20 protein-coding genes are annotated in these 26,127 nt (G+C 35.9%); 7 read left to right on the top strand and 13 right to left on the bottom strand.

Annotated features, from left to right (window positions below; translation table 11 throughout):
* Nucleotides 1–4: 4 nt before the first annotated feature.
* Nucleotides 5–1,396: a PTS sugar transporter subunit IIC gene (locus U8526_RS08750; protein ID WP_334341583.1), complete on the bottom strand. Its 1,392-nt coding sequence runs from the start codon at nt 1,394–1,396 to the stop codon at nt 5–7.
* 14 nt (nt 1,397–1,410) lie between these two features.
* Nucleotides 1,411–2,787 carry a glycoside hydrolase family 1 protein gene (locus U8526_RS08755; RefSeq protein ID WP_334341584.1) on the bottom strand — a complete coding sequence of 459 codons (1,377 nt, stop codon included), beginning with the start codon at nt 2,785–2,787 and terminating at the stop codon, nt 1,411–1,413.
* Nucleotides 2,788–2,918: 131 nt separating this feature from the next.
* On the opposite strand from U8526_RS08755, the gene U8526_RS08760 reads away from it, so the two are divergent.
* The 4 genes from U8526_RS08760 (at nt 2,919) to U8526_RS08775 (ending at nt 7,710) form a co-directional block, all read left to right on the top strand.
* Nucleotides 2,919–3,782 (top strand): AraC family transcriptional regulator, encoded by an 864-nt coding sequence (locus tag U8526_RS08760; protein WP_334341585.1) that lies wholly within the window; start codon nt 2,919–2,921, stop codon nt 3,780–3,782.
* Between the two features lie 480 nt (nt 3,783–4,262).
* Nucleotides 4,263–5,021: a MurR/RpiR family transcriptional regulator gene (locus U8526_RS08765; RefSeq protein WP_334341586.1), complete on the top strand. Its 759-nt coding sequence runs from the start codon at nt 4,263–4,265 to the stop codon at nt 5,019–5,021.
* Nucleotides 5,022–5,099: 78 nt separating this feature from the next.
* Nucleotides 5,100–6,377: a PTS sugar transporter subunit IIC gene (locus U8526_RS08770; protein ID WP_334341587.1), complete on the top strand. Its 1,278-nt coding sequence runs from the start codon at nt 5,100–5,102 to the stop codon at nt 6,375–6,377.
* A 634-nt stretch (nt 6,378–7,011) separates the two neighbouring features.
* Nucleotides 7,012–7,710 carry a Bax inhibitor-1/YccA family protein gene (locus U8526_RS08775; protein ID WP_334341588.1) on the top strand — a complete coding sequence of 233 codons (699 nt, stop codon included), beginning with the start codon at nt 7,012–7,014 and terminating at the stop codon, nt 7,708–7,710.
* Nucleotides 7,711–7,879: 169 nt separating this feature from the next.
* Here the strand turns inward: U8526_RS08775 and U8526_RS08780 are convergent, their stop codons facing one another.
* From U8526_RS08780 to U8526_RS08790, 3 genes are all read right to left on the bottom strand, one after another.
* On the bottom strand, nt 7,880–10,135 hold the full coding sequence (locus U8526_RS08780) for a hypothetical protein (protein ID WP_334341589.1): 2,256 nt from the start codon (nt 10,133–10,135) through the stop codon (nt 7,880–7,882).
* Nucleotides 10,136–10,328: 193 nt separating this feature from the next.
* Nucleotides 10,329–12,680, bottom strand: a complete 2,352-nt coding sequence (locus U8526_RS08785) for a hypothetical protein (RefSeq protein ID WP_334341590.1) — start codon at nt 12,678–12,680, stop codon at nt 10,329–10,331.
* A gap of 201 nt (nt 12,681–12,881) precedes the next feature.
* Nucleotides 12,882–15,410: a M1 family metallopeptidase gene (locus U8526_RS08790; protein WP_334341591.1), complete on the bottom strand. Its 2,529-nt coding sequence runs from the start codon at nt 15,408–15,410 to the stop codon at nt 12,882–12,884.
* 186 nt (nt 15,411–15,596) lie between these two features.
* On the opposite strand from U8526_RS08790, the gene U8526_RS08795 reads away from it, so the two are divergent.
* The gene (locus U8526_RS08795; protein ID WP_334341592.1) at nt 15,597–16,055 is read left to right on the top strand and encodes a nitroreductase family protein; all 459 of its coding nucleotides are present in this window, start codon (nt 15,597–15,599) and stop codon (nt 16,053–16,055) included.
* Between the two features lie 207 nt (nt 16,056–16,262).
* On the opposite strand, the gene U8526_RS08800 is transcribed toward U8526_RS08795, so the two are convergent.
* The 7 genes from U8526_RS08800 to U8526_RS08830 form a co-directional block, all read right to left on the bottom strand.
* Nucleotides 16,263–16,634 carry a nuclear transport factor 2 family protein gene (locus U8526_RS08800; protein ID WP_334341593.1) on the bottom strand — a complete coding sequence of 124 codons (372 nt, stop codon included), beginning with the start codon at nt 16,632–16,634 and terminating at the stop codon, nt 16,263–16,265.
* 92 nt (nt 16,635–16,726) lie between these two features.
* Complete coding sequence (locus tag U8526_RS08805) at nt 16,727–17,605, bottom strand: LysR family transcriptional regulator (RefSeq protein ID WP_334341594.1); 879 nt, start codon at nt 17,603–17,605, stop codon at nt 16,727–16,729.
* Between the two features lie 966 nt (nt 17,606–18,571).
* Nucleotides 18,572–19,168, bottom strand: a complete 597-nt coding sequence (locus U8526_RS08810) for an NAD(P)H-binding protein (protein WP_334341595.1) — start codon at nt 19,166–19,168, stop codon at nt 18,572–18,574.
* Nucleotides 19,169–19,180: 12 nt separating this feature from the next.
* Entirely contained in the window at nt 19,181–20,221 is a 1,041-nt protein-coding gene (locus U8526_RS08815) for a zinc-dependent alcohol dehydrogenase family protein (RefSeq protein WP_334341596.1), read from the bottom strand.
* Between the two features lie 21 nt (nt 20,222–20,242).
* The gene (locus tag U8526_RS08820) at nt 20,243–21,094 is read right to left on the bottom strand and encodes an SDR family oxidoreductase (protein ID WP_334341597.1); all 852 of its coding nucleotides are present in this window, start codon (nt 21,092–21,094) and stop codon (nt 20,243–20,245) included.
* Between the two features lie 138 nt (nt 21,095–21,232).
* The gene (locus U8526_RS08825; protein WP_334341598.1) at nt 21,233–21,466 is read right to left on the bottom strand and encodes a cytochrome b5 domain-containing protein; all 234 of its coding nucleotides are present in this window, start codon (nt 21,464–21,466) and stop codon (nt 21,233–21,235) included.
* Nucleotides 21,467–21,537: 71 nt separating this feature from the next.
* Nucleotides 21,538–22,185 carry an FMN-dependent NADH-azoreductase gene (locus U8526_RS08830; RefSeq protein ID WP_334341599.1) on the bottom strand — a complete coding sequence of 216 codons (648 nt, stop codon included), beginning with the start codon at nt 22,183–22,185 and terminating at the stop codon, nt 21,538–21,540.
* 81 nt (nt 22,186–22,266) lie between these two features.
* Between U8526_RS08830 and U8526_RS08835 the strand changes: the two genes are divergently transcribed.
* Both U8526_RS08835 and U8526_RS08840 read left to right on the top strand, forming a co-directional pair.
* Nucleotides 22,267–23,187 carry a helix-turn-helix transcriptional regulator gene (locus U8526_RS08835; RefSeq protein WP_334341600.1) on the top strand — a complete coding sequence of 307 codons (921 nt, stop codon included), beginning with the start codon at nt 22,267–22,269 and terminating at the stop codon, nt 23,185–23,187.
* Between the two features lie 61 nt (nt 23,188–23,248).
* Entirely contained in the window at nt 23,249–24,877 is a 1,629-nt protein-coding gene (locus U8526_RS08840) for an SIR2 family protein (protein WP_334341601.1), read from the top strand.
* Between the two features lie 365 nt (nt 24,878–25,242).
* Here the strand turns inward: U8526_RS08840 and U8526_RS08845 are convergent, their stop codons facing one another.
* Nucleotides 25,243–26,082, bottom strand: a complete 840-nt coding sequence (locus U8526_RS08845) for an alpha/beta fold hydrolase (RefSeq protein WP_334341602.1) — start codon at nt 26,080–26,082, stop codon at nt 25,243–25,245.
* Nucleotides 26,083–26,127 lie beyond the last annotated feature (45 nt).

The following is a 26,127-nucleotide window of genomic DNA, read 5'->3' on the forward strand; positions in this document are numbered from 1 at the left end:
CTTTTTATTCAACTACTGCCTTTTCTAGATCTTCTTTCTCCTGTTTTTCCTGAGCTAACTTCATCGAAACAGCCTCACTAACTCGCATAAATGGAAGATAAATGAAGGCACCAGCCACAATCAAAATTACCTGTAAAATAGGTGTCCGCCAGTCACCAGCCGTTGCTAAAAAGCCACTAATAATTGGAGGTGTTACCCATGGAACCATTACTACTGTCTTAGATACTAAACCAATACTTGTAGCAAAGTAACCCACTAATGCATTAAAAATAGGTAGAAGAATAAATGGAATGATCATTGGTAAATTATAAATAATTGGGAAACCAAAGATAATTGGTTCATTAATTTCAAACATTCCTGGTGCTAGTGCCAATTTACCCAAATCACGACTGGCCTTATATCTTGAAAATAGAAAAATTGCTAAAAGTAATGAAATTGTTGCGCCAGTACCACCCATTTGTGGGTAAACAATTTGGAAGGCCGTTGTAATAATATTAGGAACATGTCCATGACTAGCAAATGCTGCCATGTTTTCATTTTGGTTAATCAAGAGAAATGGATCAGTGAATGTTCCTGTAATAACTGATTGATGAATTCCTATTGTGAATAATAAATTACCTGATGAATAAAGGAACAAGTAGCCTGCCAAACTGGTTGTAATAGAACGCAATGGTGTTTGAATCACCGTTACAATTAAAGTAATTAAATCTGTATTGAAAAAACCTTGTAAAATAGCAGAAATCAAAGCAAAAATACTAATCGTTATCATTGCTGGAAACATACTTGAGAAAGCTTCAGCAACCATAGGTGGTACTCCTGGTCCTAAGTTAACTTTCATCTTTTTGATTTTAGTTAATTTAACAAATATCTCAGCTGACAATAAACCTACGATAATTCCTGCAATCATGGCCTTAGACCCAAGGTCATTAGTAGTTAAAACACCACCAATATCAACAGCAATCTTCTTACCGTTAGGAACAATGCTAACAGTTAAAGGCAATAATGTAATCAATGAAACCAAAGCTATAACCGAAGCCGAGAGCGGATTGGAAAACCCACGATTCTTAGCCATTGCATAGCCAATACAAGGTGCCATCAATAGCCCAGTAACATCCAAAGTACCTCTAGAAATAGTAGATCCCCATATTTGCATTTTAGCAATTACCGCATCGGGATTAGAGATATTTAATATTCCTTTCAAACCACCAACACTATAAGGAATCACAACAAAATTTATTAATACTCCAAGACCAGCAAGAATGAATAATGGCATTAAAACTGACATTCCATCACGTAATGAACGAAGATGAATCTGATTTCCAACTTTAGCACCAATTTCTACCATTTTGTCCTGAAATTTAGAACTTCTATCAGCAGCAGAATTTTTTTCGAGCATCTTCAATTCCTCCTTTAATTTTCAATTTCTAAATCTTTTCCATTTGAACTAATAACTTTCTTTAACCAATAGTAGCTACGCTTTGGAACTCGTTTTAAATCCTTTAAATCATGATTATCACGATTTACATAAACAACTCCATAACGCTTACGCATATCTCCTTGAGAACTGAGAATATCAATTAAACCCCAACCAAGGTATCCCAAGATTGGTACTCCATCTATATTCATTGCATCTTGCATTGCCTTAATATGATCGTGATGATATTCAATTCTATAAAGATCATCAATTGGATTTTCTCCATCCCACTTCTCAATTACGCCAATTCCGTTCTCAATCGGAAAAATAGGCAAACCAGTTTGCGAATGCAATTTGACTAAAGCTGTTCTAAATCCCATTGGATCAATTTGCCAATTCCACTCAGTTGCCTTCAAATAAGGATTCCTCACTGAGCCAATATCCATGTATTTAGATACTGGAATATCATCGTTTAATTCATCAGCATTTAAAACTGCTGATTGATAGTAACTAAAGGCAATCCAATCACTTTTCATTCGAGACATAATATCTAAATCACCATCTCTAATAACATCTTTTATTCCAAAACGTCCCATTTCTTTAAGAACTTCATCTGAGTATTCACCTTCAGAAAAACATCGTAATAGATTTTTGTTGTAAAATTCATCTGCCTTCTCGGCGTAAAAAACATCCTTAGGTTTACTTGTGGCTGGGTATATTTCCATATACGCCAACATACCACCGATTTGTGCATCTGTATTTTCATGAATATAATTTGAAATAATTGCATGAGCTAACATCATATGATGTTGAATCTTATATAACTCCGTTAAACTTCGGTCACCATCTAGATATCCAGCTCCCTGAAAGGCTCCACTCATATGAAATAGATTTTGTTCGTTAAAAGTTAACCAATACTTCACTTTTCCGGAGAAATGATCAATCATCCTTTTAGCGAAACGGACAAACGCTTCCATAACTTCTCGACTGACAAAGCCATTATATTTCTTAGCCAGATGTAATGGCATGTCAAAATGATACAAGCATATCATTGGCGTAATACCACGTTCCAAAAGTCCATCAATAAAGTCGTCGTAAAATTGGATACCCTTTTGATTAAAGTCACCATCACCATTAGGATTTACTCGTGACCATGAGATTTGGAATCTATACATGTTCATTCCCAAGTCTTGCATATAATCAAAATCCTCTTTATAACGATGATAATCGTCAGTGGCTACTCTCCAGTCTGACCTATTTTCACCGGCCTCTCGGATATCGTAAACCGACATTCCTTTACCGTCCTCATTCCAGGCTCCTTCAGTTTGCATACTTGAGACTGAATTGCCCCAAAAAAATTGTTTATCTGTCATATTCTTAATACTCCTTATTTGTAAGCGCTTAACTTTATAAATTGATTGTACCAACACCACTAACGATTAGAAATTGTTAGATGTAGACAATACATGGTAAAATGTAGACAAAAATCTTTGAGGAATAAATTATGCATGGTAATCAATTAAATTTTTTTGAATTTAACAAAGTTCAATTCGAGGTTAATTTTGATTTCTGTGGTCAGGCTATGGGTGATGGTGCCACAAATAAATTTACTATTAAGAACAATTACGTTTTACATTACATCCTAAGTGGTCACGGCGACTTTCAAATTAAAGGCCATACTTACCATTTATCAAAGAATGATTGTTTTATTATTCCCCGCGGAATCCCTGTTAGTTACTTTTCTGATAAAAATGATCCATGGGAATATATTTGGATTGGTTTAAGCGGTACACAAGTGGATGACTACTTGCGTAGAAGTACTTTAATGGATAATTACACATTAACTTTAAAAAAGAATTCAAAATTCATTGATCAATTCTTACATTTATCAGTCCTCTCTCATAATTCAGATCTATTTCCAAATGATTTACTAATGCTCGCGGAAACGTACAAACTACTTTATTTACTAATTAGCGAATACCCTAAACAAAACAATCGTATTTCAACTAAAAATCAGATCTTCAAACAAGCTTGTCAATTTATTGAAAGTAATTACGATACCGATATTTCTATTAATCAGTTAGCTGAAAATTTAGATATAAACCGTACTTATTTACATCGTATTTTCAAAGAAACCATCGACAAGTCTCCACAAAATTTCATTTTAGAGTTACGTATGAAAAAAAGCCGTTTACTCCTTTTGAATAGTAACTATGGAATTGCTGAAATATCTTACTCTGTAGGCTATAAAGATCCTTTCAACTTTAGTAAGGCATTCCACAAATTCTATGGAATGAGTCCTAGTGCCTTTCGACATGATAAAAGTATTATTTTGAAAAAAAAGATTGAATCCGATGACTTCCAATGATTCTCTCTTAATTCCAGTCAATATAAAATTTTTGAATTTGGAATTTAATAGCGCCTACTTAGAATTTTCTCAAAAAAATCGTGGAATTCTAAATAGACGCTATTTTTCAAATTTAGAGAAATGAATATTAAATAGGACCTCTATTTAACCTGGAGTAACAAGTCCGATTGGTCTCAGCCGTGAAATTTTACTTGGTGGGTTTCCCACTTAGTAAAAGACCTGTATTTGAGACAATTGTGATTTTCAATTGGCTCAAATCAGTGTCCACAGCGTTCCAGACCAATCGGACTTGTTGCGGAGGGTGACATATTTAATCAAACTTAAGTAAAAATCCCCTCAATAAACCATAGTAGAGATTTAAAATGACTGTGAGCAATCGCATAATAATTTCGTTGATTTCGAAAAATGACATCACAGAATAAGGTACTATATTAATAGGTACAATTTAACTTTTAATCGAATGTAAAGCTGGTAGAAAAAATGTTATTTCTTGATTACACTCCTGATCTCACCGAAACTGATATGATTATTTATCGATTCATCGTTAAAAATATGGACAACGTTATTTACATGCGGATTCGTGACCTGGCGGATGAAACTTATTGTAGCACTGCCAGTATCCAGCGTTTCTGTCAAAAATTTGAATGCGTGGGTTGGTCTGAATTCAAAACACGCCTCAAATTACACATGGGCAACAAGAATTTTACCAAAACTTATCCAACCGATTTAGATACCAACGAAATTATTCAATCCATTACGGAAACCGATAGCAATGATAACAGCCATAAAATCGACGAAGTAGCTGAAATTTTAGTCAACTGTAAGCACGTGCTCTGGATTGGAGCCGGGACCTCTCGTATCCTTGCCGAATTTGGTTCAGTCACCTATTCTAGTTTGATCAATATGTCGTTGTTGATTCGGGAACCAATTGATAATCCAATTATTAAAACTAATCCAGATGAGGCCGATGATTACTGCTTAATTGTCTGTTCTGTTTCTGGGGAAAATCATGTAATGATCAAATACGTTGCTAACTTCATCAAACAAGGTATTCCGGTAATCGCAATTACAAATAATCCCACTTCAACAATTGCCAAAATGAGTCAATACGTTTTAACTTATTACGCTACGGAACAAATGATTGACAGCGATAATGTGACTTCTCAGACTCCCGCTATGTTCCTTATTGAAAAATTAATTCGTAGAACTTCTTCATTATCACGTGCCAAAGATAACTAAAAGTTGTTACAAATATCGTTGTAACCCCTTACATTAAAATGGTATAAATTAAACATACTCAAAAAAGGGGGGTTAACAATGAAAAAATTTATTGCTTTCATGGAAAAGCATTTTTTACCAGTTGCTACTAAAATTGGTAATCAACGTCATTTAATTGCCATTCGTGATGCTTTCGCATATACAATGCCACTAATGATCGTTGGTGCTTTTGCCGTATTGATCAATAACTTGCCAATTCCTGGATTCCAAAGCTTTATGAATGGAATTTTCAGTGAAAAATTGGGCGATTCTTATGTCTGGACACTTCTCGGGGGAAATATCTGGAATGGTACTTTTGCAATTCTTTCTATTCTAATTTCATTCCTTGTCGCTCATAACTTGGCTAAGACTTATGATATTGACAGTATTTCTGCCGGTATCGTTTCACTAGCTTCATTCTTTGCAGTCGGAGGGGCTCAAGGAATGGATTCAGCTGGTCTTTTCATCGCTTTGATCGTTGGTTTGATTTCAACAGAAATCTTCAAACGCTTATCTGGCGTAGATAAGTTCAACATCAAAATGCCCGATGGAGTTCCACCTGCTGTTTCTAAATCCTTCGCGGCTTTATTGCCAGCTATCTTCACTGTTACAATCTTCGCTTTCGTTACAATGCTACTAAATGCAATGCACATCGAAAACGTAGTTACAGCCTTCTATAAGGCCGTTCAAGTACCATTTATGGGTATGGCTAATAGTTATCCAACTGCCCTATTGATTGCTTTCATCACACCATTCTTATGGTTCTTTGGTCTTCATGGTGCCAACATGATCGAACCATTCATGCAAACAATCAATGCTCCAGCTATTCAAGCTAACGCTGCTGCTTTAAAGGCTGGTAAGGAAATTCCTTATATCGTTAACAAACCATTTATGGACTCATTTGTTAACATGGGTGGTACTGGTGTAACAATCGGTTTACTAATTGCTATCTTTATCGTTGGACGTAAGAATAAACCTTATATGTCAGTTGCTTCACTAGCAACAGCACCAGGTATTTTCAACATCAATGAACCATTAGCCTTTGGTTTACCATTAGTGCTTAATCCAATCTTGTTCGTACCTTACATCTTGGCTCCAATGGTCAGTGTAAGTATTGCGTACTTTGCTACGGTATCAGGCTTCATGCCGGCATGTACAAGTATGCCGCCTTGGGTAACACCACCAATTATCGGTGCTGTTATCGCAACCGCTAGTTGGCAAGGTGGAGTCATCGCCGCTCTAAATATTGTAGTAGCTGCTTTGATTTACGCACCATTCGTCTACATGAGTACAGCTATCGAAATGCGTAAAAGCGAAGCTGCTTTAAACGCTGCATAAAATAATTTCACAACAAATAAACTGGAGTTTCTAGAACATACTAGAGATTCCAGTTTTTCTTTTTATCAATTTGTCACACTATGTAACATTTGTGATATTTATATCATGGATGAAACCTTAACAAAAAATTGAAACCAATCAGTTGTCCTAAGAAAGATTTCTCTCCCTTTTCTCTAAAAATTTAGAAAAAATAAAACTTGAATAGAGTTACCATCCAATCTTACATGGTTAAAATAGAAACTTTTAAATCCTAAACCAAAAACAGACCCATTAAGTATTTTAAGACATGCAAATATGCTTGAATCTCTTAATAGAGTCTGTCTTTTTAGTATTTAGATTTTACAATGATTAATAAACAAAGCCGGATTTAGTCCGGAGCAACAAGAAAATTGACTCAGCCATGAGATTCCCTTAGCAATTTATTGCTTAGGGAAAGGCCGAGCTTGGAAATCCATGATTTTGCGCGAAGTGCAAAATTATTAGTTTCAAGTCGTGCCCATGGCGTTCCAGTCAAATTTTCTTGTTGTGGAGGATGGCATACTTCACAAAAATAATAATTCCGTATTATTTACTACCAATATCAATAAATGTTATGCTATTGTACAATAATTATAGAGTCTTTAAGGAGGAAACTATGCAAAGTATAGACAAAGTAAAAGCCACTGGTCTGGCTAGATTCACATCCCTAGTTTACTTATACACTGGTTTGGGAATTGCTTTTTGGATGATCTGTGCGCAAGCAATCGCAAAGAACACAGCTTTATCCATGGCCCTTTTCCAAGGTATGGCAAATCATCGTATTATTTCAATGATCTTAATGATTGGTGTTCCAATCGGCTTCATTAGTTTATGTGGACGTTTTGCAACAAGATCTTACTTCTTAACTTTCTTAAGTTACCTAGGATTCCTGTTTACACTATCATTTATCGGAGTTCCAGTTTTCTACATGTACTCAGCTAAAAGTATTATCCAAACATTAACCGTTACATCAGCTATCTTCGTTGTTTCAGCTTTTATTGGTTTCGTTACCAAGAAAGATTTAACTAAGTGGAGCCGTACCTTAATGATTGGCCTTATTTCAGTCATTGTGGTTGAAGCAATCAACCTCTTCATCTTCAAGAGTACAGCCTTAATGATGCTGGTTAGTGGTGTTATCATCATTCTCTTCTTGTTCTACATTGCTTTTGATTCACAAAATATCAAACGTATTTATCAAAACAATGCTACATCAGAGAGCCTTGGTGCTATTGCTTTACTAGCTTCAGTTAATTTGGTACTTGATTTCATCAACTTGTTCTTGAGTATCATCCAAATTTTTGGAAATAATAACTAAACAAAAATGCGAGAGCGTGACAAAACACGTTTCGCATTTTTTGTTTGCTAAAGATAAACTCAAGCATATTATTTGAAAACCAACAAAAATGCTAGTATTATCATCATTCACGGAAAAAGACCCGAAAACGTCAGCCCTCATATGCTATGTTTTCGAGTCTTTTTTTGTTTTAAACGGATTCTGAAAGAACCCAATTCATCTTTCCAGTATACTTTCCACTGGAGTTAAATCCATTCGATTTGAGCATAATACCGTCGGATTCATTCCAAGATTTACCGATGTTAGTAACTTGTTCACCATCGACACTCTTGTAACCGTCAGCGATATTAACACTTTCGTCATTAGTTATTGGCAATTCTAAACCATTGGAATTCTTAAAAATTAGACTCCCATTAAAAGCAGTATCGCCACTATACAATCCCGAAGTAGAGGTCGATAAACGCCAAGGAGTCTTAGTCCCATTCTCTCGACCATCATTAACGACAATATTCCAATCGCCTTTTCTAGGAATCAACATCGAAGCCATCGCCTGATTAACTGTTCCAAATGAATAATCGTCGACCTTCAATGACAAACTCCCCTTCTTCGTAATCGTTACCGTAGAAGTTGTCGAAACATTTCCATCGCTATCTTCCACATAAACTTTTAAGACGTTAGTCGTTTGGGTCAACTCAGCTGAAGGAATATTTAGATTCAATGTACCACTGGCAGCGCTACTGTCCAATGTTGAAGTAGTTAAGTCTTTGCCGTTCAAATTCTCATGAACTGTGACATCAGAATTGTTGACGGTACTACCATCACCATATGAAACCTTACCCGTAATATTAGCGTCCTTATTATTAGATACCGTAATATTACTTTGATCCAAAGCTAAGCTGATTGCCTTAGCTTTTTTAATAGTAAAATCTGGAGTATCAGCATCAGTAATCAAATTATCACTATCAAAATGGGCACTAACTGATTTAACTACGGTATCACTTTTAACGTCATTAGCAACACCATTGATTGTAATCGTAGCTTCTGAAGGTCGATAGGTTCCATCAGAACTGACATATAAATCTTTAGCTATACCGTGTTTTAGTCTACCTGTTTCTTTATCAATTTCACTAGCATAGATTGGCTCAGCTTTAGCATCACTGCCATCATTGTAAGTTACATAACCTAATACTTGATTAGCGTCACCGTTTGTAAAAGTAACATTGCTTGGAAATGTGATCTGAGCTACATCATTTAACCATTTGTTTTCGCCACTATCAAAACGTAGATGGTAATTAAAACTCAAACTATCACCAGAATTAACATTTCGATTAGTATCTGTTTCAGAGAATGTTTTGTTTTGTGTATTGTCAGTTATGTCCGAAGTAACTGTCCCTTCAACAGAAGAAGGAATAGATTCCAACGCAATCAAATTAGGCTCATAAGCTGCACCACTAGTTGCTGTGAAGCCCCACTGCAACTTATTAGACATAGCATTCTTTCCACCAAATTCAGTCGCATGAACTGGATCGCTGGTTGATACTAAAGGTGTATCACTCTTAGACCCATCCAAATTCTTATCATTATACTTATAAGTAATTCTGAATGTTGTGGGATCCCACGAAATCGTTAAATGATGCCAATTATCATCGTGCAACGTTGTAATATTTTGAACACCAGAATGATTCATAGAGTAGTAGTTACTTAAACCTACTAAATCTGCCTTATGTCTGACATATGTACTAGCATCACCTGGGTAACCATAAGCAATATGTTGCCCTGTGATATCACTTTCAGCATCAAAATCATCGTTTAACACGCCTGACTTATTATCATTAGTATCAAATTCCAAAGCCCAACTATCTTGAATGGCTGTATCAGCAATTGTTTGAGTCGATGTAACTGATTTATCAGTATCCATGCCCCAAACTCCTAAGGTTTCACCCGTCCCAATTTTTGTACCATTGTGAGAGAATGATGAAACACCGTTAGCTGGGTTTTGCAATACGAAGGCCATCCCATCACCAAAGGAATCACCACTATGAATATGCTGTGATGGTCCAAAGTATAACCAACATGACAAAGTCTGTTTATTATTGATATTAACGTAATTTCCGTTATCAACATTAGACCAGATAGCGCCTTCCTGATCGGTGTAATTAGTCATTCTAATTGCCATCAACGGATCATAAGATGTTCCCGTTGAATGCATTGTTGAGTTTTGCAAAATAGCACTATTCTTAGCACTACTCCCAAATCCTGAAAAATCACCATGTAAAAATTGTGACTCATTCAATCCAAGATTATCTGGTGCTTTAGCCAGCCCCTCCCGTGTTTCTGTCATAGAATCCTGTTGCGACGTACCAGCTTGAACTCTGGTTTCATCAATTCCAATAACTGCCCCCGTTGCAGCCATCAGAAATAAAGCCTTTAAAAAAAATTTCCTCATTATTATTCACTTCAATAGGAACTAAGTTCCTATACCTATTATTAATTTAATAAAACCATCTAACATCTTTATGTTATATCTAATGAAAATATATTTAAACAACTATCTTTTCATTTATCCGTTTTCATAGACAAAAAAATCACGGTTTGAGATATTACTCAATAACCGTGATTTTTTATTAGATTATTTGTCTTTAAATACTGTCTTGAAGGTTCCACGTGATCGTCGAAGTGTACCTACCGGCAGTTTCAAATGAACTACGCTCCAACAGGATTCCGTTATCCTTTGACCATTGATTATCAACATCAAAGACTTGAGAATCCGTTTGACTCTTAACCGCCTCACTGATTTCAACTTTATTGTTAACCAAACTATCGGTATCACCAGACTTGTCGATGAAAATCAAACTTTCACCATCTTTAGAACTTGTCCAACTCTGATTATTTCCATTAACTAATGGCGTTGCGGAAGCATAAAGTTTCCAAGTAGCACCCTTTTGACGACTATCAGTCACACCAATCGACCAATCATCAGCTCTGGGAATGATTGAATCACTGCCAAATGATTGAGTCGTCTTAAAATTACTTTCTGGATTAACGGATAAAGAAACCGTTCCTGAAATGGTTACCGTATAAGTAATCACGTCCGAAACATTGTAATCATCATTGTTATAAACATAAATTGTCACCGTATTAGCACCTTCATGCAAATTAGAGAATAGTTGTGAAGATACTGGCAAGGCAAAAGTATCAGTTGAACCGCTAGCTAGAATTGAATTCATTGAGGTTTTGGCAATTTCGCCATTTACGTTGGCAACAACGGTTAATTTAGAAGGATCAACTGTTTTAGTTTTATCACTGTAAGAAACTTTACCATTCAATAGAACTTCCTTATTAAAACTAGTTGTGACATCCTTCCCCGTCTTCGTTAAAGTAATTTTATTTGGTTGCTTGATAACAAAGGCTTTCGTCATAACATCCTTTTGCAGATCATTACCATAGAAACTAGCATGTGCTGCAGCAACATCAGTTTCTGTAGCCGTTGTACCAGCATTAACAGTTCCTTCAAATTTGATATTGGCGGACTTAATTCCGGTCTTATACAGAGACTGTCCCAATTTATGCGTGATTTGATTATTAGTCATCCCGCTAAATTCACCAATTGTTTCAGTAGTAGTTTTACCAGCATCATCTGTATAGGTAATTAAGGCACTACTGTAATCAATCTTATCGGGAAGTTTAATTGTTGCATTAATATCTGCCCAAGGTTTAGAACCAGTTAGGTAATTCAAATCATAATTGACACTAACTTTATCGCCTTGATGAACTACATTAGCATTGGGAGCTTCAGTTGTCGCGTCAGTTATTTCACGATTTCCAGAAGTTTCATCAATAATTGAAGTCGTAGTATCAGCCTCAACCAAAGATGGAATTGATTCAAAAATAATTAGATTATTTTCAGAACTCAAACCAGTTGAACCTGTAAAGCCCCAGTAAAGTTTATTACTACCATTGAGATCAAAAGCAGTCGTATCAACTTTCATAACTTTGGTATTCACTTTACCGGCACTGGTTAATTTAGGTGTTCCGTCCATATTCTTATCATCATAATTTAAAGTCATCGTAGCCTCAGTAGAACCACTAGGAGCTGGATTCCAAGTCAAAGTGACATGATGCCAATAACCATCAGTTAAGAAGTTTGTCGGCCTTGATGTAGTGGGAATGCTTGTAATCAAATTATCATGGTTCATATACGCACCTCTATCACCAATCGCATAAGTTGATTCTAGTGCTGGATAATTACTGGCAATATGATTAACACCACTATTAACATACTGGTCAAAATCACTGTCATAGGTTTTAGTATCTTTAGGATCACCAAAATTAGGATAGGTATCAAACTCCATCGCCCAACTCTTTTGAATAGCCGTTTTAGCCAAGGATGGTATTGAAATATCTATTGGAGAGATAATTGCTCCCCAGACACCCAAGGCTTCACCAGGAACTTTGGACGTATCACCTGCATTAGTAAAGGCATTGTCGGAAACATTTTGTAAAACAAAGGCCATCCCATCACCAGTATCAGCACCACCAAAACTATCGACACCACCAAAAAACATCCACATAGACATCGTCTGACGTTTATTTATATCAATATAATTTTGCTTAGCCGTATCAGTTTGTGTCCTTTTTGACCAAATGGCACCAACTTTATTAGTTTGACCATACTGTGTTAATACCGCTACATCGGCACTGCCCTTATTATCACCAGTATTTGCAGGTAAAACTTCAGTGTCATTATTAGTAATCGTTGGAATATTAAATAACTCGTTGATATTAGTTAGACCTTTGGGCAAAGTGTGATCTACACCCTTATTGTCTACCGTGTTGCTCAATACTTTAGTCAATGAAATCTGCACTTGATTGGCAGCATAAGCGTTATTTGTTGAAAAATTTAATATTAAAAGAAATCCTAATAGGATTATTCCCACATATAAAATTGATAACTTTTTGATACCAATCGCTCCCTTCACAAATTCCATCATCGTATTTTATAACTCTACTTATATAATAAACCCTAATCGTTTATATGTAATGTCATGTTTAGACATATTGCATATTTATTTCCGGGATAGTTCATTTTTTAGAAAAATAATATGTGTTTAACTGCTTTACGTATAAAAAAAGGCCCCAACAACTCAAATTGAGTTATTAGGACCTTTGTAAAGTGTTTTATTCTTAAAAGCTTAAGCATTTTTAATTGCTACATTAACAGCATTTTTTTCGTCTTCAACCAAGTTAACCTTTGTTTCAATGGTACTGATATCCATTGTGATTTCACGAGTCAATCCTGGTGTGTTGATCTTAGGTTCAAAGAACTTCTTGAATTCATCAAAACGTTCTGGTGTATGGAAAGCATAGGCTGTAACGGTGATGAATGTAGCAAATTCCATATCGCCACCGACAGTATCTTCCAACCATTGCCAGTCGTTTCTGATCCAATCCCAAGCAGCTTGTTGACCTTCGTCATTATTCAAAATACCACGATACCATGCACGTAGATCTTGAGGTTTGATAATATCAGCATCTTCAAACTTAGCAACAATTTCAGCAATCAATTTGTCATCAGTTGTACTTGGAATAGCTACTGACAAGTCATCTTTGTAACTTGGGTCAGAAGTTGTCTTGTACTCGTTCAACAAACTATTAACTAATTCTTCACTACCATAATTCTTAACTTCATTTCTGATAACCAAGAGACGAATATCAGCTGGTAAGTTAGCCAAGTCATCCTTATTAGCGGCAAATAAATCATGAGCAGCAGCGATAGCTTTTTCATTCTTAGCATACAAAGCAGCACTCAAGGCATATGGACGTGTCAATTGGTCATCGATTGATTCGCCAGCTTCAGGTTTCCAGCCAAGACGAGCAACTTGTTTAGCACTCAACTTGTCATAGAAGGCTTGCAAAGCTTTTTCTTCATCAGTATTAGGTTTAACGAATTTCTTCAAGTTATTGGCAATGCGGTACATTGCAGCTGTGACAGTTGATGAAGTACTTTCTGAGAAGCCTTCAAGCATTGGCACAACGTCAGCGTAGGAAATTTGACGAGCATCAGCTAAAAGACGTAGGTCTTGTAGTAAACCAAGTTGAGAAATTGTATCAACAGTGTCGATATTGTCAAAAATATCCTTCTTTAGTGTTTCGTCATACTTAACAACAAAGTGTGAGTTGTTACCAACATTGAGGCGGAATGGTTTACCATTTTCCTTACGTAATTCTGCGTAATCGCCTAATGTAATTGTCTTTTCAGACATAATCTTAGGAGCAACATCGTAATTACCGTTCAAAGGAATTTGCCATTGACGGCCAACTTCTTTACCTTCACCGATAAAGAATTGTTCTTGTGACAATGTAAGTTTGCCATCGACAACACTAGCTGAAACCACTGGATAACCTGGTTGTTCAAGCCATGAGTTCATGATCTTACCAACATCCATACCTGAAGCTTCACCTAAAGCACTCCATAAGTCAGAACCCTTGGCATTACCATACTTATGAGCTTCGAAGTATAATTTCAAGCCTTTACGTAAATTGTCGTCGCCAAGCAAAGCACGTACCATAACTAACATTCTGGCACCCTTAGCATAGACAATAGCTGAATCAAACAAGGCATCAATTTCAGCTGGATCTTGAACTTCAACGTGAACTGATTGAACACCATCAGTAGCATCACGTTGCAAGGCTGCAGGAACATCTGAAGTTTGGAACATTTCCCAAACATGCCAGTCAGGTTCGATAGCATCAACCGCAACATATTCCATCATGTTGGCAAAACTTTCGTTTAACCAGAGGTCATCCCACCACTTCATAGTTACAAGGTCACCGAACCATTGGTGAGCCAATTCATGAGTAACAACAGTAGCAACTAACATCTTGGTATCAATTGATGTGTTGTCAGGATCAAGCAACAAGTAAGCTTCACGATAAGTTACAAGTCCCCAGTTTTCCATTGCACCAGCTGAGAAGTCAGGAAGTGCCAATTGCCATGAATGTGGAAGTGGATATGGTGTTTGATAGAAGTCTTCATAAAATTCAATTGCACGTTTAGCAATATCAAGTGTGAAGTCCAATTCCTTAGCCTTGTGAGCCTTAGTAGCGAAGACACCAACTTCTACACCACTCTTAGTCTTTGTCTTCTTTGATTGAAGATCACCAAAGGCAAAAGCAATAAGGTATGTTGACATACGAACAGTTGTATCAAAGTAGTGAACGCCATCTTCGTTACGAATTTCAGGCATATTAGCCAAAATTGTTTCGCCAGGTTGTTCATCGAACTTGATAGCCAAATCAAATTTAGCCTTAGCTTCAGGTTCATCGACACATGGGAATGCTTGACGAGCAAAAGTTGTTTCAAATTGAGTACCGATGATTTGCTTCTTTTCGCCATTCAATTCGTAGTATGAAGGATAAATACCCATCATTGAATCAGTTAATTTAGCATCATAAGCAATTGTTAAAGTTGTTTCACCGGTCTTTTTAAGATCAATGTGAATTCCTTCGTTCTCATCATCAACTTTGAATGGTACGGCTTCACCGTCAGCCTCAACGGATTTAATGTTCAAGTACTTTTGATTAATTGAGACAGTTTTTTCAATGGCATCACCATTAATCTTACTTGTACCAGAAATAGTTTTGGCACCACGATCAATATCTATAAAGATATCGTAGTGTGCTGGATGAAATGTTTCATAAAAATGTTTGATTTCAGTCATGAGCTAACCTCTAATTTATTTTTAATGTTTTTCTAATTTACTATAATATTAACTTTATACGACTTTCTATAAAAATGAAACAATTATAGCCGATTTTTGTCAAAAAAATTGATTATGATTAATCCGTTCATAAATTTATATCTATATTATTATATAAGTAGAAATATAATGAGGGAGTGTTGACATATGGAAACTAAAACAATGATTACATCACGTAAAGCCGTTCGTCACTATACCGGCCAAATCACCGACGACCAATTGCACAATATTCTGATTGCCGCTAATGCTGGTCCTGTTGGCATGGGTGAATACGAAAATTATCGCCTAACAGTTATTCAAGATAAAGATATTCTAAATAAAATGAGTGGAATTTACGACGCTCCAACCGTTATTGTCGTTTCCGCTAAAGAACCTGACACTATGGAAGACATTTCAGCCGGCGCTATTGTTCATAACATGGAATTAGCTGCCGAAGACCAAGGCCTAGGTGCTAACTATAATATGTCCTGCGTCGATTCAATCCCTAATAACATTTTACCTACCGGATTCAAAGGTATCTTTGCTCTAACTTTAGGACAAACAGATGAAAAATTTGTTCCACGTGAAATTCCTCTAGATCGTATTAAAATAAATATCGTTAAATAGAGAGCGAAGCAGGCCTGCTTAGATTCTGAGCATTTGCCTAAACCCTGGAATCGCATGCGTTTTCAGGACTGTAGCAAAGCACAGGAATCTGGCCTGTGTAGCTCGTTTCCACTATAAAACAAAGAACAATGGTTATAAAAAAGGTCCCAAGTAGTAATTAAATCTACAAGGGACCTTTTGTGTACAAAATATTATCAGTTATCCTTTTTAATACGTACTGGCAACTTGATTAGCAATAACCCATTCACCATTCTTTTTCTCAAAGTACATTTTCATTTGTAGCGGCCAAGTATTTACACCACCGCCCCAGATCTTGGCTTGAACCTGATTCTGACCTACCAAACTGGCTTTATCACCGTCAATCTCAATATTCTTAATATTATCTTCCTTAGAAGATAAATACTGCATTTCATCATTTTGAATTTGATCGATCCATTCTAATTTTTGTTGTACGTAACCTGTCATATGAGTCAAAGTCATTGAGGGAGCCAAGACTTCGTTTAAACGATTAATATCTTTTTTCACCATTGCCGTATTTTCATCACGATATAACTGAATAATCATTTCTTTATCTGTCATTTCTATCACGCTTTCCTAACTTACAAAGAGCATGATACCAACATTTTCACGTTCAAACTATTCTAAAATTAAGGCTTATTCATAAGTAAAAGTTATGCAAAACTCTGCTTCAATAAATCTGCAAATGTCTCAATATAATAACCAGAATTATCAGCCTGCCAATAGGCGTAATAATTTTGAATCAACTTACGATCACCCTTGACTAAAGGAATCATCTTTACAATATTTTGATCCAATTGTTTGCGCATTCGATGGTTAATGATCAAATAACCTTGGTTGGAGGCAATCAACATCTGTGCCTCATCGTAATTTTTAGCTAAAATGAATTCACTTTTCACGCCTAAAACATCCCGATAGTAGTCCTCTTCTGTCCCCTGCTGATTCCCATCGATAATCAAAATACAAGGTATATCAGCCAAGTCAGCGACATCAATTTTCTTATCGTCGACTGGCAAAGATCGATTGACCGCAACCATGAACTCACTAGACGTTAAAAATTCATTTTGATATTCATTCGACAAAGCACGACGTTGATCGGAGAAATTCAAATCTAATTTTCCTGTCCGCAATAATTCATAAAGTTCTTCGTGCGTCCCACTACTGATTTTGATTTTAACTTTAGGAAATTCCTGAGTAAATTTAGAAACTGTCTGTAAAAATTCAGCCGTACCGAAACTACGCAAATAACCAACACGAAGTTCCACTTCGTCATTTTTCTCGATCCTGATAGTATTTTTAACTAGTTGATCGACATCAGCCAAAACATCCTGACTGTGTGTATAAAAATATTGTCCAGCTTCAGTCACTTCAAAACTGCGCCCTTTTCGATTCAACAATCTCACACCTAAACGATTTTCCAGCTCCTTCATTTGTTGTGAAATAGCTGACTGAGAAATATTGCAGTCAACTGCCGCTTGCGTAAAACTATGATTTTTTACAATTGCTATAAAGTACTGCATCTGTTGAAACATTCTCACACCTCAATTTTTGGTTCTTACTCAAACTTGGTTGTGGCATTAATACTAACTGATGTAGTTGAAATATGCCGTCGTCCGCAAAAAATCTGTGGGCCACTGGAACGTGGTGGACACGGCTTGAAGCTAATAATTTTTCACTCTGTGAAAAATCATGGATCTCCAAGTCCGGTCTTCTACTAACCTTGCTTCGCAAGCTAAGTAGAATAGCACCACTGAGGGCCCACAGATTTTTTACTACCGACTAGACACTCGTTTCTAATATTATCGAAAAAAATACAGCAATTAGATATCATCTAATCTTACATGGTCAAAATAGAAACTTTTAAATCCTAAACTAAAAACAGATCCATTAAGTATTTCATGTAAATATGCTTATATCTCTTAATAGAGTCTGTATTTTTTTAGTATTTAGATTTTACAATGATTAATAAACAAAACCGGATTTAGTCCGGAGCAACAAGAAAATTGACTCAGCCATGAGATTCCCTTAGCAATTTATTGCTTAGGGAAAGGCCGAGCTTGGAAATCCATGATTTTGCGCGAAGTGCAAAATTATTAGTTTCAAGTCGTGCCCATGGCGTTCCAGTCAAATTTTCTTGTTGTGGAGGACGGCAGATTTACGCCACAACCAAGTTTGAGTAAGAATCCAATTTTCGCTATCAATTAATAATCCCATAAACTATTATTAATATTATAAACAATTTCATCAAAGGAAATGACAACATGCGTAAATTTACTTCTAGACTAACTATGGTACTGTGGGCTCTAATCATTGCATACGTTATTAAAAATATTGCCATAAATCACGGACTTTATAATCTCGATATTAGCATTAATTTTAAAGATCCTTTTGGATCTCTTCTCTCAGTCACACTATTAGTCACAGCGTTTGATTATATCTATTATCACTTAATTTATCCTCAAAAAAAGTAGTCTCTTTATCAAAGAGGCTACTTTTTCTTATTTTGTATTTAAACCAACGCTATCGTGTGAATAGTAATTCTCATCAGCAATTGCATTCTTTACGAAGTCAGCGATTGAACTGATTGAAACATCGTGTCCACCAAAGGGTTCACCTTTTCTTGTGATTTCATAATCAACAGGACCATTAGTAAACCAACCTGGTCGAATAACTGTGTAATTCAAATCAGAGCCTTCAACTACATCAGCTGCTTCACGGTATGAACGTAACATTGAATTGCTACTCAAGTTACCACTAGCACCGATTGAGGCTGGTATCTCATCGTAAATACCCATTGATGTGATGAACAACAAGCGTGAAACGTTATTACGATCCATTGCTGCAACGATTTTTTTAGCAAATTGGCCTAAATTACCGCTTAAGGCGACAAAAACTGCATCTTGCCCAGCGATGGCTTTATCCAAATCACTATCCTTAGTTACATCTCCAGCTATAACTGTTTCACGATCACTAACATTTAAACGGCTGGCACTTCTGGCAAACAAAGTTAATTGGTCGTCAGTTTCATTTAATAGTGTTTGACGAACAGCGCCGCCAATTGTACCAGTTGCTCCAATAATTAAAACTTTTTTCATTGTAATTTTCTCCTATTTGTCACTTACAACGATCAAAGACTTGATAGCTGTACGTTTATCCATTGCTTCATACGCATCTTGAATTTCATCAAGTGTAAATCTCTTAGTAAAGACCTTTCCGGGATTGATTTTGCCACTCAAAACGGCATCCAATAAGACATTCTTATCGTCAGTTGTTACTGAGGCAATTCCACCACGTAGTCCAATATTTTTCCAAAAAAGATTATTAGTGTTCATTTCGGCTTTTTGAGGTACACCCACACGTCCAACAACGGCACCGGGACGTCCTACTTTAATAGCTGTATCAACTGATTGCTCTGTTCCGACACATTCAAGAACTGCATCAGCACCTGTACCAGTTAATTCCATGACTTTAGCAACTGCTTCATCACCACGTTCAGGAATGATATCCGTTGCACCAAATTCTTTGGCTAGTTTTTGTCTATCTTCGTGACGACTCATAGCGATAATTCTCTTAGCACCTAATAAATGAGCTGAAAGAACACCACTCAAACCAACAGCACCATCACCCATAACAACGACAGTGTCGCCTTTTTTAACCTCGGCACTAGTTGCGGCGTGGAAACCTGTTGCCATAACATCAGCTAAAGCTAAAAAGTTATTAAGCATCTCGTCAGAGTAATCTTCTGGTTGACCAGGAATCTTAACTAAAGCCCAGTTAGCATTAGTAAATCTCAAATATTCACCTTGATAACCACCATTGCCACCGGCTTCTTGGTTCAAACAGTCACCATCAAATCCTGCCAAACAAGCGGCACAGTGACCACAACCATGGGTGAATGGAGCAATTACAAAGTCACCAACTTTAACGTCCTTAACTTCTGAGCCAACAGATTCGATGATACCAATTGCTTCATGTCCTACAGTTGAACCTGGTTCACGTTTAGAAATACCACGATACCACCAAAGATCAGAGCCACAAACGCAAGCACGAACAATTTTAATGATTGCATCAGTTGGCTTTTGAATTTCTGGTTTATCATATTCTCTAATTTCCATTTTTCCTGGTTCTACAAAGGTTGCTGCTTTCATAATTAAAATCTCCTCAAAATTTTATTTTTGTGCTCCACTGTTACGTACTTCTGAAACATTACCATACCAATACTGAGCAGTAATGCCGCCATCAGCCAGAAAATCACTTCCGGTAATAAATGCGCCACGACGATCCATCAATAATTCAGCTAAATTAGCAATTTCATCTGGGGTACCGGGACGTTTCGTAACCATTGAATCAAACATTTGCTTATAACCAGCACCGCGTGGTCCATTCAATTCATCAACGGCTAACGGCGTCATGATAATACCAGGACTGATTGCATTGATTCTAGCTCCACGTTCTTGCCACTTAACTGACTCAGATGCTACCCGTAAAACATTGGTTCGTTTTGCATATTGATAAGCTGCCAACGAATCTTTGATTACATCTGGCTGCAAAATTGGTAGATCTAATAGTTCTTCAGTCGGTGTCATTGCCAAAGCTTGATTATCTTCAAGTGACAACGCTGGCAATCGATGGCCTGATTGTGATGAGATCACAATACCTGCACCACCATTAGCCATAACTTTGCCAAATTCTTCTAATAAAACGGAAGTCCCATAGAGATCAACTTTCAAAACTTGCTCGGGACTAGCTTGTGAAGGTGAAACCCCAGCTGCATTGACCAACCCCATAATATCACCAAGCGATTGAGCTTTAATAACTACTTCCTTAATGGATTCTCTAGAAGAAAGATCAGCTTTGATTGTTTCAACTACAAAACCTGCTTCCGTCAGATGTTGCTTCATTTCAGTCAATTTATTTTCATTATAATCAGCTAGTAATAATTTACGACCAGCTGAGACTCTTCTAACAATTGCTTCACCGATTGAACCAGCACCAAACAATACGATAACTTCGTTATTCATTTATATATTTACCTCTTACTTGTTTTATCAACTTAACTTACAAGTGATATCTTACAAGCAAATTGAGATTGAACCAATTTCAAATCCCAAAGCAATTGATAAGTTTTACTTATGAATAGATAAAAAAAAGAACGCCGATTAGCGTTCCTCCAATTTCCCAACTTCATTCAACTTTGCTAAAACTGAGTGCTTATGTGGTGATTTCATGATAGCTTCTGATAAATCATTACCAGCGACATTGCCATGATGTTTTCCACCTTGCCAAGGATCAACATCTGACACATCATAAACTACGCCGTCAATTGCTACATAAGCTGGTTGGCCGTTTTCGCCATTATATTTCTTTAGTTCTTCAAGTGTAAATTGCTTCATCTAATCAACCTCACTTTTCATTTGTCGAATCTAGCTTCATTATGCCATGTTTCAGTCGCAAAAAGACACTTTTATACCTCATAAAATTTAGCAAATTCAACGTCTAAATCATCCTTGGCTTTTTGCATAGCTTCATTGATATCAACACCATCAGTTTGTAAACCTTGAGCACGTACGATTGAGAATTTATCAAAGCCCATAAGCTCTTCAAAAATACCTTGCAAGTACATTCTAGAGAATTCCAATGGTGTGTAGCGATCGTCGTTAGTGTAAATTGAGCCACTGGCTTGCAACAACATCACTTTATAATTGTCAGTCATCAACCCCACAGAACCACCGGGAGTGTACTTGAAAGTTTCGTGTGCCACTAGAATATTATCGATATAATCTTTCATTTTAGAAGTTACATTGAAGTTGTGAAGTGGCGATGTAATAACGATTCGATGATGTGCTTTAAATTGTTGGATCAAATCCTGATTAATTTGGAAAATACGTTTCTGTTCATCAGTTAAAGCAACGTGATTAGCTTGTTTCTCCCAAATTCCTAAAAGTTGATCTGTCGTTAGCTGAGGAATCTCCGTATCATAAAGATTGATCAAATCGACAGTTTCATCAGGAAAAGTTGCTTGAAATTTTTTAAGAAATTGTTGTTGAAGCTTGATGGAGTAGTGATCCCCATTACGAAAATCGGGTTGAGCGTTAATAATTAATGTTTTCATTTTTAATTCATCCTTGTCTTAATTGATAAATTAATACTACAATCTAAAGGTGACAATCTATGACACCTTTGAGGAAATAAAATGAATAAAGCTGAACGACTCAATCAAGAATTAATTTTCTTAAGCAACAAATCTATTTTTCATATCAACGATCTAGTGTCTGAATTTCAAATATCTAAACGAACGGCCTTACGTGACATCACTGATCTCGAGGATATGGGATTAAGTTTTTATACCAAAAATGGCCGCTATGGTGGTTTTCATATTGTGAATCGCCAATTATTGATTCCCGTGACGTTCAATCTTGAAGAAATCAATGCTATTTTCTTTGCCCTCAACGCCTTGAGTTCTATGTCCGCGACTCCATTTGAGAAACCATACAAACACATCTCCGATAAATTAATGGCAACTTTACCAAAGATTCAACAACAAGCTGTCGTTAAACTACAAAAGTCCGTGCAATATTACAAGATCCCGTCCATTTCAGCTCCCACTGATTTAAATATTATTCTGCAATCAATTTTGGAGGAAACCGCTCTGGACTTAACTTTCCATAGTAATAGACAAACAATTCAAGTATTCGATCTATTGTATCGACACGGAATTTGGTTCTGTAATATTTATAACTTCGACGGCCAAAAATGGGCTACTTATCGATGTGATCAAATGGAACATTGTTCGCTCAACCGAACCCACAAAACACTGACTCATGAGGAACTTAAACAGATTCAAGACAACTATGAAAGAAACTACCATAATATCCCCTTCGAGTGTGACCTAACACCACTTGGCGTTGAACTATTTCAAAAGAACAACTATCCCAATATGAAATTAAAACAAGTCAACGGTCAATATTATCTTTATGGCGGCTACAATCAGGAAGAATTCGACTACATGGTCCAATACCTGCTTTCATTAGGTAACAATGTCAAAATTAATTATCCAAAAGAGCTAAAAGATTCTTATCTGCAGGAACTACAAAAAATTATTGACCAATACTAAATCTAAATTTTTAATAAACTGTTATGCTTATACCATAAAAAACTTGTACGGAGGGATCAATATGGGAATAAAAAATATTATCCAAGAAAATCATTATCCGATAGTTTTTATTGGATCCGGTATTGAAAAACGATATCTTAAAGATTTTCCAAATTGGACATCTCTTTTAGAAACCTTTTGGAATCAAATAGGAGAAAAAAGAAATTTTTTTGGCTTCATACATCAATTAACGAAAAAATATAAGGATGAAAATGCCATTACTCAAGATTTTTTAGCTAACGTAGAGGCAGCATCTTATATTCAACAAAAATTTGACGACCTATTTTTTGAGGAAAAAATATTTGTTAAGGATTTAACTTTAAAAAACGCACAGGAATCTAGAATTTCTCCATTTAAAAAAGAAATATCCAATTTATTAAGTAACTATGAATTACGTGATGATATTAATGAAGGTGAATTCCAATTTTTTGTTCAAATGATTGAAAAGGCGAAAATGATTATAACAACAAACTACGATACCTTTATTGAGGATTTAATTAGAAAAAATTCCAATCAAAATCCACACGTATTCGTGGGTAAAAATAGTCTATTTGATTCAAATAATGGATGGTCAGAAATATATCATATACATGGCAGTGTCAACGATCCTACTTCGATAGTAATTAATAGCGATGATTATGCTGATTTCAATAAGAATTCTATACTCATTAGCGCAAAGATCATGTCATCTATGATTGACTCTCCTATAATATTTTTCGGTTACTCAATGACCGACCGTAATGTAAGACAAGTGTTGGATGATTTTGGTTCACAGCTCCCTCAAGAAGATCCACGAAAAAGCGCAAATAGAATATTAGTGGTGGAGTATGAGAAAAATGAAAATAAAATAACCGAACAAATAGTAAAGGATTCTTCTTTAAATCATTTGAATTATATCCTCATAAAAACCGATAATTATAAAGATATTTTTAAACAATTATCAACTATTAATGAGGGAGCTACACCATATGAAGTCCGAAAATTCAGTGGGTTAATTAGAAAAATAATAGTGCAACACGGTCAATCCGGAAATCTTAATTCAGTACTGGTTACCCCCACTCAATTGGATACACTATCTAAAGATATAGATCAGGGTAAACCAATAGTGGTGGCATTAGGCGACAAAAAATATTTTTATGTCTATCCTGATACAATCTCTTACATTAAAGACTACATTGCTAATACAACTAATTATGCTCCTGGTATTGCCCTTTCCTTTGTAGCGAGATCAGGCAATCAAAGTACCAAAATCCCATTTGCTAAATATTGGAATAATACTGATAAATTGAGTTTGAATATATCTCATAAAGATTTGATGCGTCTAAATAAGAAAATTGAATCTTACGGCACTATAGATAAAGCAAAGAAATCCATATCTAAATTATACAGAATCCCTTTCTCTTCAATAAATGAAATAAAACAACAAAAATATCCTATTGGAAGAGAAATAGATACGATTGCATGGAATATTGAGAACATTTCCAATGAAGAAATTGAAGAATATCTAAAGGAAATACTCCCTGATCTTTATAAGACTTTAGTCATAAAGTCAACTGGTTTTACAAGTTGTACAAGAAGATTACTAGTTATAAGGGATTTGTACGAAAATGGCGATATGATTCCATATAATTCCACAAAAAAAAGCCAGTAGGCATAAGCATACTGGCAATCAACTGGTAAAGGGTTTTCCAACGATTGACCCTTAACTCAATAGAAATTATAGACTCTCTAAAAAAATAGAGCAAGCATTATTCATTGTTTTTAACTAAATTATTTACGATTAATTCTAACTGGAGACAATGCGGGAGTGCTCTCCACTGCCTTGAAAATTAGTGTTAATAATAATATTGATAACCCCATGATTTGTACCATAATGTCATCCTTTCCATTAACTCTGTTAATTAACTTGATTGATAAATCATACTCTTTTATAAATATAATTTACAACTATATTATCTCATAATCTTCAACTTTTTTTCATGTCTCCTGCTCAAACACTCAGTAATTAAGCTGATTTTAGGCCCACTTATTCAAAATCAATTGACCGATTTCTTGCCAGTGTGTTTCCAAAACAAAGTGACCGCCATCTAACAAATGCACTTCAGCGTTCTTATCATCCTTGGCAAAGGCTTGGGCACCCTGATAGACGAAACTAGGATCATTCTTACCCCACGCCGCAATAATTTCAGGCTGATAATCCTTAACATATTTTTGATACTTAGGATAATTAGCCACGTTACTTTGATAATCAAAAATCAAATCTGATTGTCTTTCAGCATAATCGGGAGATTCTGTGTAGTGAATGTCTAAAGTATAACCATCAGGAGACACACTTCCTTCTTTTTCTCCGCCCATATATTGACCTTTGATTGTCGCTGGTTGAAATGCTGATTTGTAGCTCTCACGCAATTCAGATGTAGGATTTTGCCAATAATCCTTGCGATCTTCCCACTTTTTGCCTAATCCTTCTTGATAGATGTTACCGTTCTGGCTGACAATTCCTAAAATTCTTTCAGGATACTTAGCGGCAAGATTGAAGCCAATTGGTGCCCCATAATCGAAAACATAGAGGTAAAATTTATCGATTCCCATGGCATCTAAGAAACCATCAACATAATTTGTTAAATTGGCAAAAGTATAATCAAATTTAGTATGTTCGGGTGCAGCTGATTGACCAAATCCGATAAAGTCTGGAGCAATCACATGAAAATCATTCTCTAACATTGTCATCAAGTTTCTGAACATGTGACTAGCTGTTGGGAAACCATGTAGTAATAAGAATGTTGGCTTATTATTGTCCCCACTTTCACGATAAAAAACATCTAATCCATTTACTTTAACTGTTGAAAATTTCATATTTAACGACCTCGTTTTTTAATTTGAATTAACTTACAAGAACAG

This window comes from Companilactobacillus sp. HBUAS56275, assembly GCF_036913655.1.
Taxonomy (GTDB): domain Bacteria; phylum Bacillota; class Bacilli; order Lactobacillales; family Lactobacillaceae; genus Companilactobacillus; species Companilactobacillus pullicola.